A 15,414-nucleotide genomic window follows, 5' to 3' on the forward strand; every position below is an offset into this window, starting at 1 on the left:
GACATCAGCAGTCCGGGAAAAAGTGGGCCGATCGGGAGAAATTCCCCCGGCGACCGCGCGCGTGAACATGAAATAGGTCACCGAACCGATAGCACGGATATGGAAAACCGCCCGGAGCAACGATTCGGCAATCGGTGCTCCGGGCGGTCTCGGACAACAATTCTCACACGAGCGGGCTCTCGTCACAGGCACGCGCCGGACGTTTCGCGGGCGGCAGCAACGTCAGCGGAACGGGACCACCGGAGCGGGACCGGCGCGGGGCACTCTTGCGCGAGTGGTCCACCGCCGGACGCGGAATGATACGACCGGCGTCGGCGAGGGCCGCTTCGCCGTAGCCCTGTACGCATTCCGGATCCGGCCCGTCGGCCGGCAGCCCGGTGAAGAACTTCGCCGCCATACAGCCGCCCCGGCAGGAGTCGTAGTGCGCGCAGGACGCACAGGCTCCGCCGCCACTGGGCTCCCGCAGTTCGGCGAACAGTTCCGATTCCCGCCACACCGTCTCGAAACCGCCGTCGGTGACGATATTTCCGGCCTGGAACCGCTCGTGGATCGCGAACGGGCAGGCATAGACGTCACCGAGCGGATCGACCAGGCAGACGACCCGGCCCGCCCCGCACATGTTGAGGCCCGGCAGGGCCTCACCGTAGGCGGAGAGGTGGAAGAACGAATCGCCGGTGAGCACGCCGTCACCGTTGCGCACCAGCCAGTCGTACAGGGTGCGCTGCTGTTCCGGAAGCGGATGCAGATCATCCCAGACATCGGCGCCCCGGCCCGAAGGGCGCAGGCGGGTGAGCCGCAGCGTGGCGCCGTAACGATCGGCGATCTCGCGGAACTGGTCGAGCTGGTCGATATTGTGGCGGGTCGCCACCACCGACAGTTTCGCGTCCCGGAAACCGGCCTCGGCCAGATTCTCGAGCGCGCGAATCGCCATATCGTAGGAACCGGGCCCGCGTACCGCGTCGTTCACCGCGGCATCGGCCCCGTCCAGCGAAATCTGCACATCCACGTAATCGCTGTCGGCGAGCCGTTTCGCGACCTCGGGCGTTATCCGGACGCCGTTCGTGGAGAATTTCACTCCGACCTGGTGCGCGGTCGCGTAATCCACGAGTTCCCAGAAGTCCGGGCGCACCGTGGGTTCGCCGCCGCCGATGTTCACATAGAACACCTGCATCTTCTGGAATTCGTCGATCAGCGCCTTGCACTGTTCGGTGCTCAGCTCCCGCGGATCACGCCGGCCCGAGGAGGACAGGCAGTGCACGCACGAGAGATTGCACGCGTAGGTGAGCTCCCAGGTGAGGCAGATCGGTGCCGCCAGCCCGGATTCGAAGCGGTCCACCAGTCGCACCGCCGGATCGGCCGGGCCGACGCCGGCGAACGGCTCGGGCACCGCCGGCACGGATGCCGCCGGTGCGGGCCGGATCATCTCCGAGTCGGCCAGACCGGCAAGGGCCTTCACATACGGTCCGGACGCCGAGTCCGCGATACCGGCGGCCCGCAGGGCCGCGCGGGCCGAGGGATGCCCCGGCAGCGAACGCACGATCTCGACGATCCGCGGATTCTTCAGGAACGACAGCTTGCGATTACCGAAGTGGTAGAGCAGCGCACCGAACGGCTCGGGACGCAGCGACACCCGGGGATGCAACTGCCAGCGGGTTTCCAGATCCAGCATTCCGGCTCCCGCCGATCAGTAGACGCCGCACATGCCGTCGATGGAAACCTCTTCGACCAGGCTTTCCTCGATGACGGGGGCTTCGTCGGCCGCGTGGTTGTCGACAGTGCCGATCGGACCGCGCTGATCGGTTCCGGCCGGTCCGAAGGAACGGTTGTCCGCCATGGCTACCTCCACAGATTGGTGCCTGCGCCGACGGGCTGCCGCCCGGGCCGCCGCGACCTCGCCGGAGGCCGCCGGTGAGCCACGGCACGGTGCCGGCGCTGCGATCGCCCGATGCGACCACCGTCACACCATAACGTCATTCACTGACAAAATGGAACAGTTTCCCGGTAATGACTTCGCCGGGGCCATGCGCGTCCGCATCACCGGTTCCGGTCACAGCCCCATCCGCCGTCGTCATAGGCGTACCTCCGCCTTCGCTCCGGCCATGCGCGTCCGCATCACCGGTTCCGGTCACAGCCCTATCCAGGGTCGTCCTAGACTGCGTGGGGCAAAGCAGCTGAACAGAACGTGACGGGCGGATGCCGCCCGGCGTATTGAGGTGGCAATGGGAGTCGTGCGAATGCAGGCCAGCGGGGGCGGGGGTGGTAACGGGAGCACCCTGTCGGAGGCCGAGATCGTGGAGGCGGCGCTGCGGGTGGTCCGTGCCGACGGGGTGGAGAAATTATCCATGCGCCGGCTCTCGCGCGAGCTGGGTGTTTCGCCCATGGCGCCCTATTACTACGTGGCCGATAAGCGAGAGCTGCTGGACCTCGTGGCCACGGCCGCGCTCGCGGGGGTGCGTAAACCGCCGCCCGAATCGGGCACCTGGCAGGACCGGCTGGTGGACCTATTGGCCCAGATCGACGAGCGGCTGCGCCGCCACCCCGGCCTGGGTGACGTGCTGATCGAGCAGATGCTCGGCAAGCAGCTCGATCTGATCGCCGCGATCATGGAGATCCTGTTCGAGGCCGGTTTCGACGACCGCAACGTATTGGCCGGTTACGCGACCATTCACACCTACCTGTTCGGCCGTCGCCGGGTGAATCCCCGCAACCTCGACACCCCACCCGATGTGGTCATGCCGGAGCGAGTTGCCCGCGCAATGGAATACCTGCCCGACCTGCGCGGCAAGTACTCCTACGATTTCGGCGTCGGCGTGCTCGTCGCCGGGCTGGAGGGTCAGCTCGTCCACCAACGGTCCGCCGGCATAGGCTAAAATTGAAACACGTTCTAGTTTTGCCGTAGGCTGGAGGCCGCCGGCTACCAGTGTCGAGAGGACGAGATGACCACCGTCGAAGTGCCCCATGGCTCGCGATCCGTCGTATTGCGGGTCGCTCAGGTCATCGCGGAAACCACCGACGCGAGCTCGCTGGTCTTCGAGATCCCCGAGCAGGCGCGGGAGAAGTTCGCGTATCGGCCGGGCCAGTTCCTGACCCTGCGCATCCCCAGTGATCGCACCGGGTCGGTGGCGCGCTGCTATTCGCTGGCCAGCTCCCCCTACACCGACGACCTGCCCAAGGTCACGGTGAAGCGCACCCAGGACGGCTACGGCTCCAACTGGCTGTGCGACAACATCAAAGCGGGCGACGAACTTGAGGTGCTGCCGCCCTCGGGTGTGTTCACGCCCAAGGATCTCGACGACGACCTGCTGCTCTTCGCCGCGGGCAGCGGGATCACCCCGGTGATGTCGATTCTCAAATCCGCCCTGGACCGTGGCAGCGGCAAGATCGTGCTGGTCTACGCCAACCGCGACGACGAATCGGTGATCTTCGCCGCGGAGCTGCGGGAACTCGCCGCGAAGCACCCGCAGCGGCTCACCGTCATCCACTGGCTGGAAACCCTGCAGGGCCTGCCCACCGTCGCCGCGCTCGCCGAGCTGACCCGGCCCTACACCGCGCACGCGGCCTTCATGTGCGGCCCGAAACCGTTCATGGACGGCGTGCACGAGGCACTGGCCCAGCTGGGCGTCCCCCGTAACCGCACCCACGCCGAGGTGTTCAACTCGCTGGCCGGCGACCCCTTCGCCGATACCGCGCCCGCCGAGATCTCCGACGAGGAGGCCGCCGACGCCGCCACCGTGGAGGTCGAGCTGGACGGCGAGACCCACAACCTGAGCTGGCCGCGGAAACAGACCCTGGTCGACATCATGCTCGACAAGGGCATCGACGTCCCGTACTCGTGCCAGGAAGGCGAATGCGGATCCTGCGCGTGCACAGTGCTCGAGGGCAAGGTCGAGATGGACAATGCCGAGATCCTCGACCCCGAGGACATCGAGAACGGCTACATCCTCGGCTGCCAGGCCCGCCCGGTCACCGACCACCTGCGTATCCAGTTCTGACCGGCCCGGCCGGCGCCGCCGCGCGGCCGGTGGAACCCCGCGTATCCACCGGCCGGTGACGCGACGGACCTCAGATCGCGGGTATCGGCTCGGGTAGCCGCGCGCCCTGTCGCTGTAGCTCCTCGCGCACATCGGCGGTGGTGGCGCGGCCGGTGTGAACCTGCCGGGCCGCCGCGACCCCCGCCGCCTGACCGGTGGCGAACGCGGTACCCATCACCCGCAGCGACGCACCGGCCTGACGGTCGCCGTCGAGTGTCCGGCCGGCCGCGAACAGGTTGGCGGTGCCGATACTGCGCAGGCAATCCAGCGGGATGGGATAGAAGCCGGGATCGCCGATGAATTTCCAGGTGGACGGAATACCGGGACCCGGGTGGTATTCCATCGGCCAGGCACCGATCGCGACGGCCCGCTCGGTGCTGCCGGGGCGCAGGATATCGGCTTCGCTCAGCCGGTGCCGGGTGATGATGTGCCGGGACTCCCGGGTGCCCAGTTCCGGACCGGTGGTGACGATATAGGCGTGCTCGGCGCCCGGGATCGTGCGGACGACCTCCAGATAGGCCTGCGCCCGGCGCCGGGCGTCGATCTCGGCGCGGCTGGTGTCGGCCGCGGAGCGGGCGTCGTAGCCCGCGTCCACCAGGTACGCGATGACATCGCCGGATACCGGCATCCGGGCCACCAGCCCGGATTCGGCGAGCAGTCCGCCGGTGCCCGCGGCCTTGGCGGCGCGCACGGCCTCGCCCACGGTGCGCACGGTCACCTCGGCGTCCGCCGCGATACCTCCGAATCGCACACCGAGGCTGCCGTTCTGGACCCGGCCGTCGGTGCCGTAGCGGATCTCGGCACCTGCCCGGTGCGCGAGATCGGCATCGCCGGTGGCGTCGACGAACGCACCGGCGGTGAACCGGTGCACGCCCTCGTGGTCGGCGACCTCGACGGCGGTGATGTGATCGCCGGCGGTATCGGCGCCGATGAGCAGACTGTGCAGCCGGATATCGACCCCGGCGGCGCGGCACAGATCGTCGAGGACGACCTTGACGCTCTCCGGGTCGAAAACCACCGTGACCGCGTTGAACTTTCGCGGTTCGGTCACCGCGCCGCGCGCCCGCAACCCGGAGACCACCTCGTCGGCGATACCGAAGACGACCTGCCGCGGATCGTCGCGGGTGTAGAGCCCGCAGTAGGTGACGACGTTGCGCAGGGTCGCGGCCCCGCCCAGGCAGGGGCCGCGCTCGATCAGCAGAGTGCGCGCACCGGCCCGGGCCGCGCCGGCCGCGGCCGCGATACCGGCGGAGCCGCCGCCCGCGACGATCACGTCGTAGTGGGTACTGCTCGATGTCATTCGGGAATCAGGCCTTTCCGGGGGTGGCGAGAATCAGCGGGCCGTCGCCGGGTCGCGCGGTCGCGGCTCCGGTGGGCTCCCGGCTGTCGGCGCCGCGGATGAAGTACAGGGGCACGATCGCCAGCAGCGGGCCCGCGGCGAGGACGAGGAAAACGAGCTGGAACGACCCTGTCGCGCCGAATACCAGCCCGACCACCGCGGGCACGATGGTGCTGCCGAGCTGCCAGAACGCGTTCACTCCGCCCGACGCCGTTCCGGCGAGTTCCGGGCCGGACAGGGTCGGGATCATCGCCATCATCACCGGGCTGTAGATGTAGGCGCTGATGCCGAGGAACGGCGCGATCCAGAGGAACTGGGTCGCGGTGGTGGCGAAGCCGAAGGCGATCAGGCAGGCCACGAAGGCGGCCAGGATCGCGATGCACTGCCGTCGGCGGCTCAGGCCGAGCGTGTCACCCACCAGGCCCACCAGCGGCTTCGAGAACACCGCGACCGCACCGAAGATGACCACGACGGTGCCGGCCCGCACCGGATCGATTCCGACCCCCTTGACCATCAGCAGATTCGACCAGGTGATGAAACCGTAGGTGCCCCACAGCGCGCCGAATCCGGCCAGCGCCAAGAGCAGCAGGCCGCGGTTGCCCAGTAGCGGTCGCAGGTTCGGCCGGCCGCCGGCTTCCGGGCGGGCCTCGGTCAGCGGACCGGGTCGCAGCAGCGCCAGGCAGCACAGCCCGATCACTATCGAGGTGAACCCGAAGAGGTGGTAGGAGGTCCGCCAGCTGTGCGACTCGATCAGCCTGGGCACGACCGCGTTCGCGACGACCAGGCCGAGGGAGGTCGCGGTCATGAAGACGCCCATCGCGAACCCGCGCCGCCGGGGCGGGAACCAGCTGGTGATGAGTTTGACCCCGCCACCGACCTCGGCCCCGGCGCACAAACCGATACACGCCTGGAACAGCAGTCCGAGCCCGTGGCTGTCCACCTCGCCGAAGGCGAGCATGAACCCGCCGGAGAGCAGGATGCTCGCCCCGACGGTCAGCCGGGCGCCGATCCAGTCGGCGATGAATCCGCCGATCAGGTTCGAGATGACGTAACCGATGTAGTAGGTGGTGGCGAACACCCCGAGGCCGGCGACCGCGACCCCGAGGTCGTCGCCGACCGAACCCGCCGCCGGACCCCAGGTCGCGCGATCGACCGAGGTCATCGTGAAGGCGGCCCAGCAGAGGACGAGAACGACCCAGCGATACCGGGTGGACGGCGGTGCGGTGGATAACGCGGTCACCGTAGATCCTTTCGAGCGAAGCTGCGGCACTGCGGCCGGCTGCGCGACTGTGGTGCCGACCACAATGCAACCGCGCGAACCGTCGGTGATCCAATGCCGCTTGAATGGCCCGGGTATGTTCTGAAGTTATGGCATGAGGGTTCGAGACGAAGGATCGGGGGCGGCGATGGAGCTGCAGCAACTGCGATATTTCGTCGAGGTCTTCGATCGCGGATCACTGTCCTCGGCCGCGAAGGCGCTGCTGGTCTCCCAGCCGGCGCTCACCCGCCGGCTACAGCAGCTCGAACGCGAATGCGGCGTAACGCTTTTCGAACGGGTCCCGGCCGGAGTCGTTCCGACTCCCGCCGGAACGGCCCTGTACCAGCATGTACTGACCCTGCTCCGGTACGCCGACACCGCCAAGGACGCCGCCCGGGACGCGGGTCCGGTGCGCGAGATCGTCCAGGTCGGCCTGGCCCCCGGACTACCACCGGACTGGCTCGACCAGCTGATCGATTCCGTGCGCGAGGCGGTCCCCCAGGCCTACTTGGCGCTGACCGACGCGATCAGTACGGTACAACTCCGGCAACTGCGCGCCGGACGGCTGGATATCGCATTCGTGCATGAGCCACCGACCGCGGATCTCGTCCGGCACCGGGTTCTGGAGGAGCCGTTCGGCGTTGTCGTCGATCCACGGGCCGACGACAGGTTCCCCGGCGACACCTGCCCACTACGCGCCCTCGACGGAATGGACGTCCTCGCGCACGCGCGCGACCAGGTTCCGATCGGCCACGACCGGCTGGTCTCGGCCGCGCACGAGGCCGGTATCGCCCCGCGCTGGCATTTCGCGAACTACACCGAGAACGCCCGGGCATGCCTGCGGGCCACCGGCGCGGAGGGCGCCATCCTCAGCCGGACCACCGCCGGACGGCTGCTACCCGGCTGGCGCTGGCGGCGGCTGACCGATCCGCCCATCACCATGCAGACCTGGATCGTGCGGCAGCCCGTTGCCCGCGGCATCGTCGGAGCCGTCACCGAGGCCATCATCGGCGCGGTCGGCGGGGAAGGGCCGGGCGGCGCGAATCACCCCTGACGTCCCCCCTCGGCACCGAGGACGCGCCCGGGTTCGTAGGCGGCGGCACCGGGCGGGAGAACGCCGGGACGGCCGCTCAGATAGACCCGCACGGTCCCGTCACCGGTGGCCGGGCCGCCCAGGGCCTCCATCCGGCGAACGGTCTGCGCCGCGACGGCCTGGGCACTGTCGAACAGGCGGACACCGTCGGGCAGCGCGGCGACGATACTGTCGACTATCAGCGGATAGTGCGTACACCCCAGCACCACCCCTTCGACATCCGCGGGCGTGCGAGAAGCGGCGTCGGCCACCGAGGCCCGCACCGCGGCCATATCGCCGAGATCCACCGCCTCGGCCAGCCCGTGGCAGGCCACCCCGGTCACCTTCGCGTCACCGCCGAAACGGGCGATCAGATCCGCCTGATACGGACTGGCGGTGGTCGCCGCGGTCGCCCAGACCGCGACCGACCGGCAGACCGCCGCGGCCGGTTTGATCGCCGGAACCGTACCCACCACCGGGATCTCGGCGCCGAGATCGGCCCGGACGTGCTCCAGCGCGGTCACGCTGGCGGTGTTGCACGGCAGCACCACCACCTCCGCACCCAGGTCGCGAGCGGTCCGGCCGGCCGAGACCACCCGATCGACCACCCACTCCTGCGGTTTGGGACCCCACGGCGCGCCCTCGGGGTCCAATTGCAGCAGCAGATCCACATCGGGACGCAGCTTGCGCAGCCACGCCGCGGTGGGCAGCAGCCCGAAACCGGAGTCGATGAGCGCGACGATCACCCCACCAGGTTATTGAGTGGCGCCGAGCAACTCCTCCACCGGGGCGGCCGCGGCGATCTTGGCGCGCATCTTCATCACCTGACCGGTCATCCCCGCGCCGACCACCCCGGCCAGCCGGCCCTCGCGGAAGTAGTACGCGAGGAATTTACGGCCGTCGTCGGCGAGGACGCGGATATCGTCGGTGGCGCGCGGGGTGCCCAGGGCCTGCAGTTTCAGCTCGTACTGATCACTCCAGAAGTACGGGACCTGGGCGATACCCGGCGCCGCGACGCCCAGCAGCGCGCAGGTCAGCAGCTTTGCCTGTTCACCGGCATTGGTCCAATGTTCGATCCGGCGATGCTCGCCGGTCGGGGTCCGCCAGGCCGCCACATCGCCGACCGCCCAGACCCCCGGGGCGCTGGTGCGCCCGGTCTCGTCGGCGAAGACACCGCCCCCGGCCGAGGGTTCGGCCAGTTCGATCCCGGAACCCGCCAGCCAATCGGTGACCGGGCGGGAGCCGATCCCGGAGACCACCAGATCCGCCGCGATCTCCGAACCGTCGGCCAGCCTCGCACCGCGAACCCGGCCCGCGGGATCGGACAGCAGTTCGTTCACCCCGACCCCGCAGCGCAGGTCCACACCCTCCGCCCGGTGCAGGCGGGCCACCAGTTCCCCGAGTTCGGTGCCCAGCACCCCCGCCAGCGGGGTCTGCTGCGGTTCCACCAGGGTGACCGCCAGGCCCTCCGCACGCAGGCTCGCGGCCAGTTCGCAGCCGATGAAGCCGGCGCCGATGATCAGGGCCCGTTCGGCCGAGCGCATACCCTCCCGGATCGCCACGGCGTCGTCGTGGCTGCGCAGCACATGTACGCCGGTGACGTCCTCGGCGCCCGGCAGCAGCCGCGCCCGCAGACCAGTGGCGATGACCAGCTGGTCGTAGTCCAGGGTGCTGCCGTCGGCCAGCCGCACCTGTTTGGCCGCGGTGTCCACACCGGTGGCCGCGGTGCCGGGCCGGAGGTCGATCTTCTTGTCGTCGTAGAAGTCGCCGGGGCGCAGCGGGGTCGCGGTGGTGGTTCCGCGCACGAAATCCTTGGACAGCGGCGGCCGGTCGTAGGGCGGATGCGCCTCGTCGCCGAGCAACACGAGTTCACCCTCGTACCCGGCGCGGCGCAACTCCTCGGCGGTGCGCAGCCCGGCCAGGCCGGCACCAACGATCACGATCGGCGCGGTCATACCGAACTCCCTCCCGCGGCCCCCGCGTGCCGCGCCTGAAACAGGTTATAGAAATTTGTGTAGCCCACCCTAACTTGCCCATCCCGGCGGGGGAAGCCGCTCGACCGGGCACCGATTCGCCGCGCAATCGTGTCCGTCGCGATATCGACCCACCGCCCGAGCAGCGATATACCGAGGTCAGGCCCCTACCCGGGACCTGTTCCGCCAGCTTCAGGAGGCACTATGTTCACCGAAAGCCGGACCCAGGACTTCCTGGCCGTAGTGCTCGGCGTCTTCACCGCACTCTCCCCGATCTGGGTGGCGACCAACGAGCGGGCGGCCTGGACGATGATCGTGCTCGGCGTGCTCATCGCGCTCACCGGGCTAGCTCAGATGTACCGGCCCGCTATGGCGGCCACCGACTACGCCATGGCCCTGTTCGGCGCGTTGCTGTTCCTCGCGCCGTGGGTTATGGACTACACCGCCTACAACGGCGCGTCGTGGACCTCGTGGGTGGTCGGGATCGTCACCGTGGTCATCGCGGTGGCGGCACTGCCCGCGGTGGCCGGACGTATGCACGGCACGGCCCAGCACCACTGACGCGGGGCCGTATCGCCTACCGCCGCGGACACCGGCGGAGGGCACATATGTGCCATCGACACCACCGGGAAATAAGTAAGGGGCACGGATTCCGGCCGGGCGCGGCCCCGAGGCGCGCGGCCGGTCCGGGCCGGTGACCGGGCGGCACAGCGTCCGGGCACGTCAGCGATCCGCGGCCGGTGACCGGCGGAGAACCTCGGACCGCAACGGCGATCCGGGCGCCGGTGTAATCCTGATCACCCTCGACCTCTCGAGCAGTGGCGGCAAGCTTCGCACACTAGAACGAAAACCGCCCCGGGAGGTAAGAATGGGCACATGGATGCCGAAAATGCCAGCCTCGGAGACGAACGCCGCGCCCCGCAGGAGGAGTACGGGCGCGGGCAGTGGGACTCCGAGTCGAGGGGCTTCGCGGGCTTCGGATCCGACGGGTTCGATTCGGCGAATGGTTCGAACGGCGCCACGAACCGATCCGATTCCGTTCCGGATCACGGTTACACGTGGACCCCCGCGCCTTTGTCCACACCGGCCCAGAACACCAGCGGTTCCGCGGCCATGGACCCATTCGCGGCCTGGAACACCTCCGGTGTCATCGGGGACGCGCCCGGCCAGGTGATGACTTCCGTTGGCCAGGACATCGATTCCCGATACCCTGTCCCGCCACCCGACTCTCCCTCTTTCTCCACCCCGCCCGAAGAGGACTCGACCGGCGCCGCCGAGACCACCGCGCTGCCGACCCGCCGCGGCAGCGGATCGAACCACGCCGCGCACGCCGATCCCGCGGCCATGCCGCGAATCTCGCAGCCGGACGCACCGGCGCTCTCGTCCTCGTCCCGGATTCCCGCGCCCGGAACCCCGTACCCCGCGCATACCACCGATACCACCGTCCCCGCCGGGGCCGGGCCGGGCACACCTCCGGCCGGTCAGCTTCCGGGGCCGTACCCGGCCGTGCCCGGCGGCTACCCCGAACCGGCCGAGGCCGATTCGTTCGCGGGCTCGGCCGAGGACACCGGTTCGCTGCCGAGCTGGCTCAGCTCTATCGGCGAAGAAGCGGTGCCCAATTCGCTGGAAACCGGTGGTCGCCGCCGCAAACTCGACCTCGCCGATACCGGCGAGTCGGCCGGATTCAATCCATTCGAAGACCAGCACGCACCCGAGCACCCGGAGACCGGGACTTCCGCGCACTCCGAACTCCCGGCCTCCGGGCTCCCCGAACGCCGCGCTCCGGGACTTCCCGAACGCCGGTCGTCCGGACTCCCCGAACGCTCCGCGCCGGCACTCTCCGAGCTCCCGGCGCCGGGGCCGTCCGACCGGCCTGCTCTGGAGCTCACCGAATCCGAGGCCGCCGACCCGTATCCGCTGCCCGGCCTGCCGAGCGACCTCGCCGCCGAGCAGCCTCCGCACGCGCTACCCACCCGTACCTCGCGCACCCCGGACGCCGCTGCCCCGGCCACCGGCGAACAATCGGCCACACCAGCGCGGCGGCTGCCCCGCTCCGCGGCCCGCCACGCCCCCGCCACCGACGAAAGCGCGGCCGCCACCGGTCCCCGCGACACCCTCACCACCGCCGAATCCGATACCGGCCTCCCCACCCGGAGCACCGATTCCGACGGCACACCGGACCAGTTGCCCGCGCGCCGGTTGCCACGTTCGGCCGGACGCTACAAACCCGCTCTCGACGATTCGTCCGGCACCCCGGATTCGCAGCCCCAGGGGTTACCGGCGACAGGCACGGAAGCCGGCGCGCCCGGTTCCGGCGAGGAGCCCGCGGAAGCGGCCGCCCCGCCCCGCCTGGCCCCACCGGACGGCACCCCCATCCTCGACCGCCTGCTCGAACCGGAGCCGGCCCACGGCGCCGATGCCGACGACTCGGGTTCGCCGGTATCCGAAATCCTGACGCGTATTCTGGAATCCGGCCACGAGCCCGCGCCCTCCCGTCACAGTGGCGCCACGGACACCGGCTCCGAACCCGGGGCGCCCGAACTGCCGGCCCCTCGCCGCGGTGCGGCGTCGGCGCTGTCACTGGTCCCGGATTCGGCCGACACCACTGCCGATACCGCCGCGGAAACCACCGAATCCGACAGTGACGCACGCCCGCCGCTGGAAACCCGCCGCTCCCGGCGTGCCCGTGAGGCCGCCGAGGCGTCGGCCGCCACATCGGTGCCCCCGGAGCCGGAACCGGCGGAGGCACCTCGACCGGTACTGCCGTCGATCGCCGCGCTGTCCGGGCCGGCCCGCGCGGAGGGGCCGGAAATCGGGCCGCCGGCCGACACCACATCGCGGCACGGCCGCCCCGAGGAAGGCGCCGATATCGATATCCACCTCATCATGCGCTTGCTCACCGCGAGCGATGACCTCGAAGTCCTGGCCGGCAAGGCCGAGACCGACGAATTGTCGGCCGACGAGGTCGCCCGCACCGCCCGCGAGGCCCGCGCCGCCCTCCTCTCCGCGATCTCCGCGTGGTATGGCGGCCCGGCCCAGATGGTGAAATTCGCCAACGCCTTACTCCAGGCCGCGCGCGAATCCTGATCCGGCGCCTGCGAGTTCGTACGCGGCGGGGCCTTCGCCCCGGCGATCACCGCTGCGTACCCGGCGTTTCGCCGTCGCCGGCCACGGTCTGCCATCACCGCACCAGACGACGGCACGCGTCCACCAGTTCCGGGGCTGTACTTCGGTGAGTTCGGCGTCGAAGGTGGCGAGCAGCCCGGCGACGCCGGCCCACGACCACGCGCCGACCGTGAGCCGGCAGTGGTCCGAATCGAGGTGCTCGACAACCGATCCGCCGGGCGCCCACCGCGCGACCGTGGCGGCCGCGAGGTCCAGTCGCGCACTTCCGGTGCACTCCCAGGAGGCGAGAGTGTCACCACGGTCGTGGCTGGTCATGACGAAGCGGGCGATATCGCCACCGGGCAGGTCCCGGGGGGTGAACGGAATTCCCGTGGGCGGGTGCAGGTGCAGGCGGTCGAGACGGTGGACCCGCCAGTCGGCGTCCGCGTGGTCGTAGCCGACCAGGTACCAGCGGCTCGCCCAGACCACCAGGTGGTGGGGTTCGATACGGCGGGGCGGGGCGAATCCGGCCGAGCCGGGCGCCGGGCGGGTGCCGTCGGCACCGAGTATTTCGGCGCCGAGCACCTGACAGCGGCGCACCGCGCTTCCCGCGATCCGCAGAGCAGTCGCGTCGATCGGCGGGCCCGGGAACTCCCAGTAGTTCGGCAATCTGGTGAGCCGCAGCGCCGCCACGGACGCCCGTAGTCGCGCGGGCATGACCTGTTCGAGGGTGTCCAGGGCCCGTGCGGCGTCCTCGCCGAGGCCGAAAACGGTATTCGGGGCGGTTTGCAGGGCGACCGCGACCGCGACGGCCTGCTCGTCGTCGAACAGCAGCGGCGGCAGTCTGTGGCCCGCTCCCAGCCGGTAGCCGCCCGCCGGACCGTGCATCGTCAGGACGGGATAGTCGAGCAGGCGCAGCGTTTCGATATCCCGCCGGACCGTTCGCTCACCGACGTCGAGGCGAGCGGCGAGTTCGGCGAGGGTCCACCGGCGCCCGGTGGCGAGCAGCGACAGCAGGCGCAGTGCGCGCCGAGAGGTAGCGGCCACCGGGCCACGGTAGTGGACATTCGATGTCCACTACCGCTGGCATTCTCGCCTCCGGAAATATCCGGTATCGAATCCTGGGAGCGAGCCCTATGCGCATCATCATCGTCGGAGGTGGAATCGGCGGCCTGGCCCTGGCCGCCGGGCTGCGGCGGCACGAGTTCGACGTTACGGTCTTCGACCGCGATCACCAGGTCACCGACACCGCCGGCTACCACATCACGCTCGACGGCCGCGCTCAATCGGCCCTGCGGGAACTGGTCGCACCGGAGATCGTCGAACGACTGCTACGGGCGGCGTCCGCGCTGCGACTGCGACCCGCCGACGCACTCTGGGACCGGCGCGGCCGACTGCTGGGCCACGGCCGACCTCGGTGACAGCCCGAGCGTGGATATCGACCGCATCACTCTGCGGACGATTCTGGCCGACGCCGCCGGCGCCGACCTCGTGCTGGGCCGCACAGTCACCGGTATCGGCCGCACCGAGCAGGGCGGCCCGGTGGCGCTGTTCGCCGACGGATCCAGGCAGGAGGGCGATCTGCTGGTGGGCGCGGACGGCACCCATTCACTCGTTGCCCGCCACCTCGCCGGCCGTCCCACCAGCGAACCCACCGGTATCGTCGGTTTCTCGGGCCGGACGGCCGCCGCCGATCTCGGCGCGGCCGAGCGACGGCGGCTCGGTCCACGTTCCGGAATGGCCATCGGCCCGCGCGGCGCGGCGCTCTACATCGGTTACCTCGACCCGGTGGGCAACGCCGTACTCGACGCCCCCACCCGGCGCGAGGCGGTGACCACCGGTCCCACCTACATCTGGGGCGCCATGCTCCCCGACGCCACCGCGGCCGAGTCGATGCGCGGTATGCGGGGCACGGCACTGCGATCCGCGCTCCTGACCGAATTCCGCGGGCGCGGATGGAGCGAACGCACGCTGGAAGTCCTCGCCCTGGCCGACCCCGGCAGTATCGCAGCCTTCCGCTTCAACGCCGCCTCATCACGGCCCGCGGATCTCGCGCCCTGGCCCGCCGGCCCGATCACCGCCTTGGGCGACGCCGTCCACGCCACACCGCCCACCGCCGGTATGGGAGCCGGTGCCGCCATCCGCGATGCCGCAAGCCTGGTAACCCACCTACGCGCGGCTGCCGCGGGAACAACCACCCTCGCGGTGGCCGTCAGCGGATTCGAGGCGGAAATGCGGATACGTGGCAGCGAAGTCCTCACGCAGGCCATGAGAACCGTGCGCTGGATACGCGCCACCGATACTCCGCTCGGCGCCGCCCTCACCACCGCGGCACTTCCAGCACTGGCCGCCGCCGCCCGGCTCCGGCCCGGCCGATGACCCTGGAAGCCGGTTGCCGGCCGGTCACCCCGGCGGAATCGGATCGATCGGTCCGGGCGGAACCTCCGGGACGACCCGGCAGCGTACACGGGCCCCGCCGGTGGGAGTCGCGTTGGAGTCTCCGGGATCCGGCCACCTGACCGGCACGAGCCTGCGTCCTGAAACGAAAACGGCGCCGCCCCTTCCGGAGCGGCGCCGTTTTCAGCGATTCAGCGAATCACTTGATGATCTTCGTGACGCGACCGGCGCCGACGGTG

14 protein-coding genes are annotated in these 15,414 nt (G+C 70.1%); 7 read left to right on the forward strand and 7 right to left on the reverse strand.

Going from position 1 to position 15,414, the window contains the following annotated elements:
• Positions 1-163 precede the first annotated feature (163 nt).
• Together mftC and mftA are read right to left on the reverse strand one after the other, a co-directional pair.
• Positions 164-1,669 carry a mycofactocin radical SAM maturase gene (mftC, locus tag ACWDU1_RS08130; protein ID WP_449996659.1) on the reverse strand — a complete coding sequence of 502 codons (1,506 nt, stop codon included), beginning with the start codon at positions 1,667-1,669 and terminating at the stop codon, positions 164-166.
• A 15-nt stretch (positions 1,670-1,684) separates the two neighbouring features.
• Positions 1,685-1,783 (reverse strand): mycofactocin precursor MftA, encoded by a 99-nt coding sequence (gene mftA / locus ACWDU1_RS08135; RefSeq protein WP_449996682.1) that lies wholly within the window; start codon positions 1,781-1,783, stop codon positions 1,685-1,687.
• A 436-nt stretch (positions 1,784-2,219) separates the two neighbouring features.
• On the opposite strand from mftA, the gene mftR2 reads away from it, so the two are divergent.
• Together mftR2 and ACWDU1_RS08145 are read left to right on the forward strand one after the other, a co-directional pair.
• Positions 2,220-2,870: a mycofactocin system transcriptional regulator MftR2 gene (gene mftR2 / locus ACWDU1_RS08140; protein ID WP_357424269.1), complete on the forward strand. Its 651-nt coding sequence runs from the start codon at positions 2,220-2,222 to the stop codon at positions 2,868-2,870.
• A 66-nt stretch (positions 2,871-2,936) separates the two neighbouring features.
• The gene (locus ACWDU1_RS08145) at positions 2,937-3,992 is read left to right on the forward strand and encodes a 2Fe-2S iron-sulfur cluster-binding protein (protein ID WP_449996661.1); all 1,056 of its coding nucleotides are present in this window, start codon (positions 2,937-2,939) and stop codon (positions 3,990-3,992) included.
• A 70-nt stretch (positions 3,993-4,062) separates the two neighbouring features.
• On the opposite strand, the gene ACWDU1_RS08150 is transcribed toward ACWDU1_RS08145, so the two are convergent.
• Together ACWDU1_RS08150 and ACWDU1_RS08155 are read right to left on the reverse strand one after the other, a co-directional pair.
• On the reverse strand, positions 4,063-5,331 hold the full coding sequence (locus ACWDU1_RS08150; protein ID WP_449996663.1) for an FAD-dependent oxidoreductase: 1,269 nt from the start codon (positions 5,329-5,331) through the stop codon (positions 4,063-4,065).
• Positions 5,332-5,338: 7 nt separating this feature from the next.
• Positions 5,339-6,610 carry an MFS transporter gene (locus tag ACWDU1_RS08155; RefSeq protein WP_449996664.1) on the reverse strand — a complete coding sequence of 424 codons (1,272 nt, stop codon included), beginning with the start codon at positions 6,608-6,610 and terminating at the stop codon, positions 5,339-5,341.
• A gap of 166 nt (positions 6,611-6,776) precedes the next feature.
• Here ACWDU1_RS08155 and ACWDU1_RS08160 point away from each other — a divergent pair, with 166 nt between their 5' ends.
• Positions 6,777-7,682 carry a LysR family transcriptional regulator gene (locus tag ACWDU1_RS08160; protein WP_449996666.1) on the forward strand — a complete coding sequence of 302 codons (906 nt, stop codon included), beginning with the start codon at positions 6,777-6,779 and terminating at the stop codon, positions 7,680-7,682.
• On the opposite strand, the gene ACWDU1_RS08165 is transcribed toward ACWDU1_RS08160, so the two are convergent.
• Positions 7,673-8,446 carry a glutamate racemase gene (locus tag ACWDU1_RS08165; protein ID WP_449996668.1) on the reverse strand — a complete coding sequence of 258 codons (774 nt, stop codon included), beginning with the start codon at positions 8,444-8,446 and terminating at the stop codon, positions 7,673-7,675. The genes ACWDU1_RS08160 and ACWDU1_RS08165 overlap by 10 nt on opposite strands.
• Before the next feature lie 9 nt (positions 8,447-8,455).
• Positions 8,456-9,655, reverse strand: a complete 1,200-nt coding sequence (locus ACWDU1_RS08170; RefSeq protein WP_449996670.1) for an NAD(P)/FAD-dependent oxidoreductase — start codon at positions 9,653-9,655, stop codon at positions 8,456-8,458.
• A gap of 222 nt (positions 9,656-9,877) precedes the next feature.
• On the opposite strand from ACWDU1_RS08170, the gene ACWDU1_RS08175 reads away from it, so the two are divergent.
• Both ACWDU1_RS08175 and ACWDU1_RS08180 read left to right on the forward strand, forming a co-directional pair.
• A complete protein-coding gene (locus tag ACWDU1_RS08175) occupies positions 9,878-10,234 on the forward strand; it encodes an SPW repeat protein (RefSeq protein ID WP_449996672.1) in 357 nt (118 codons plus the stop codon).
• A gap of 315 nt (positions 10,235-10,549) precedes the next feature.
• Complete coding sequence (locus ACWDU1_RS08180) at positions 10,550-12,760, forward strand: hypothetical protein (protein WP_449996674.1); 2,211 nt, start codon at positions 10,550-10,552, stop codon at positions 12,758-12,760.
• Here ACWDU1_RS08180 and ACWDU1_RS08185 read toward each other — a convergent pair.
• Positions 12,734-13,825, reverse strand: coding sequence for a helix-turn-helix transcriptional regulator (locus tag ACWDU1_RS08185; RefSeq protein ID WP_449996676.1), 1,092 nt, complete (start codon positions 13,823-13,825; stop codon positions 12,734-12,736). The genes ACWDU1_RS08180 and ACWDU1_RS08185 overlap by 27 nt on opposite strands.
• A 23-nt stretch (positions 13,826-13,848) precedes the next feature.
• On the opposite strand from ACWDU1_RS08185, the gene ACWDU1_RS08190 reads away from it, so the two are divergent.
• Together ACWDU1_RS08190 and ACWDU1_RS08195 are read left to right on the forward strand one after the other, a co-directional pair.
• Positions 13,849-14,199, forward strand: a complete 351-nt coding sequence (locus tag ACWDU1_RS08190) for an NAD(P)-binding protein (RefSeq protein ID WP_449996678.1) — start codon at positions 13,849-13,851, stop codon at positions 14,197-14,199.
• Positions 14,200-14,209: 10 nt separating this feature from the next.
• The gene (locus ACWDU1_RS08195) at positions 14,210-15,157 is read left to right on the forward strand and encodes an FAD-dependent oxidoreductase (protein ID WP_449996680.1); all 948 of its coding nucleotides are present in this window, start codon (positions 14,210-14,212) and stop codon (positions 15,155-15,157) included.
• Positions 15,158-15,414: the final 257 nt, after the last annotated feature.

This window comes from Nocardia sp. NPDC003345 (genome assembly GCF_053589395.1).

Coding starts and splice junctions, on each gene's coding strand:
- mftC (WP_449996659.1), bottom strand. CDS start 1,669: ATGCTGGATCTGGAAACCCGCTGGCAGTTGCATCCCCGGGTGTCGCTG.
- mftR2 (WP_357424269.1), top strand. CDS start 2,220: ATGGGAGTCGTGCGAATGCAGGCCAGCGGGGGCGGGGGTGGTAACGGG.
- ACWDU1_RS08145 (WP_449996661.1), top strand. CDS start 2,937: ATGACCACCGTCGAAGTGCCCCATGGCTCGCGATCCGTCGTATTGCGG.
- ACWDU1_RS08150 (WP_449996663.1), bottom strand. CDS start 5,331: ATGACATCGAGCAGTACCCACTACGACGTGATCGTCGCGGGCGGCGGC.
- ACWDU1_RS08160 (WP_449996666.1), top strand. CDS start 6,777: ATGGAGCTGCAGCAACTGCGATATTTCGTCGAGGTCTTCGATCGCGGA.
- ACWDU1_RS08170 (WP_449996670.1), bottom strand. CDS start 9,655: ATGACCGCGCCGATCGTGATCGTTGGTGCCGGCCTGGCCGGGCTGCGC.
- ACWDU1_RS08175 (WP_449996672.1), top strand. CDS start 9,878: ATGTTCACCGAAAGCCGGACCCAGGACTTCCTGGCCGTAGTGCTCGGC.
- ACWDU1_RS08180 (WP_449996674.1), top strand. CDS start 10,550: ATGGATGCCGAAAATGCCAGCCTCGGAGACGAACGCCGCGCCCCGCAG.
- ACWDU1_RS08190 (WP_449996678.1), top strand. CDS start 13,849: ATGTCCACTACCGCTGGCATTCTCGCCTCCGGAAATATCCGGTATCGA.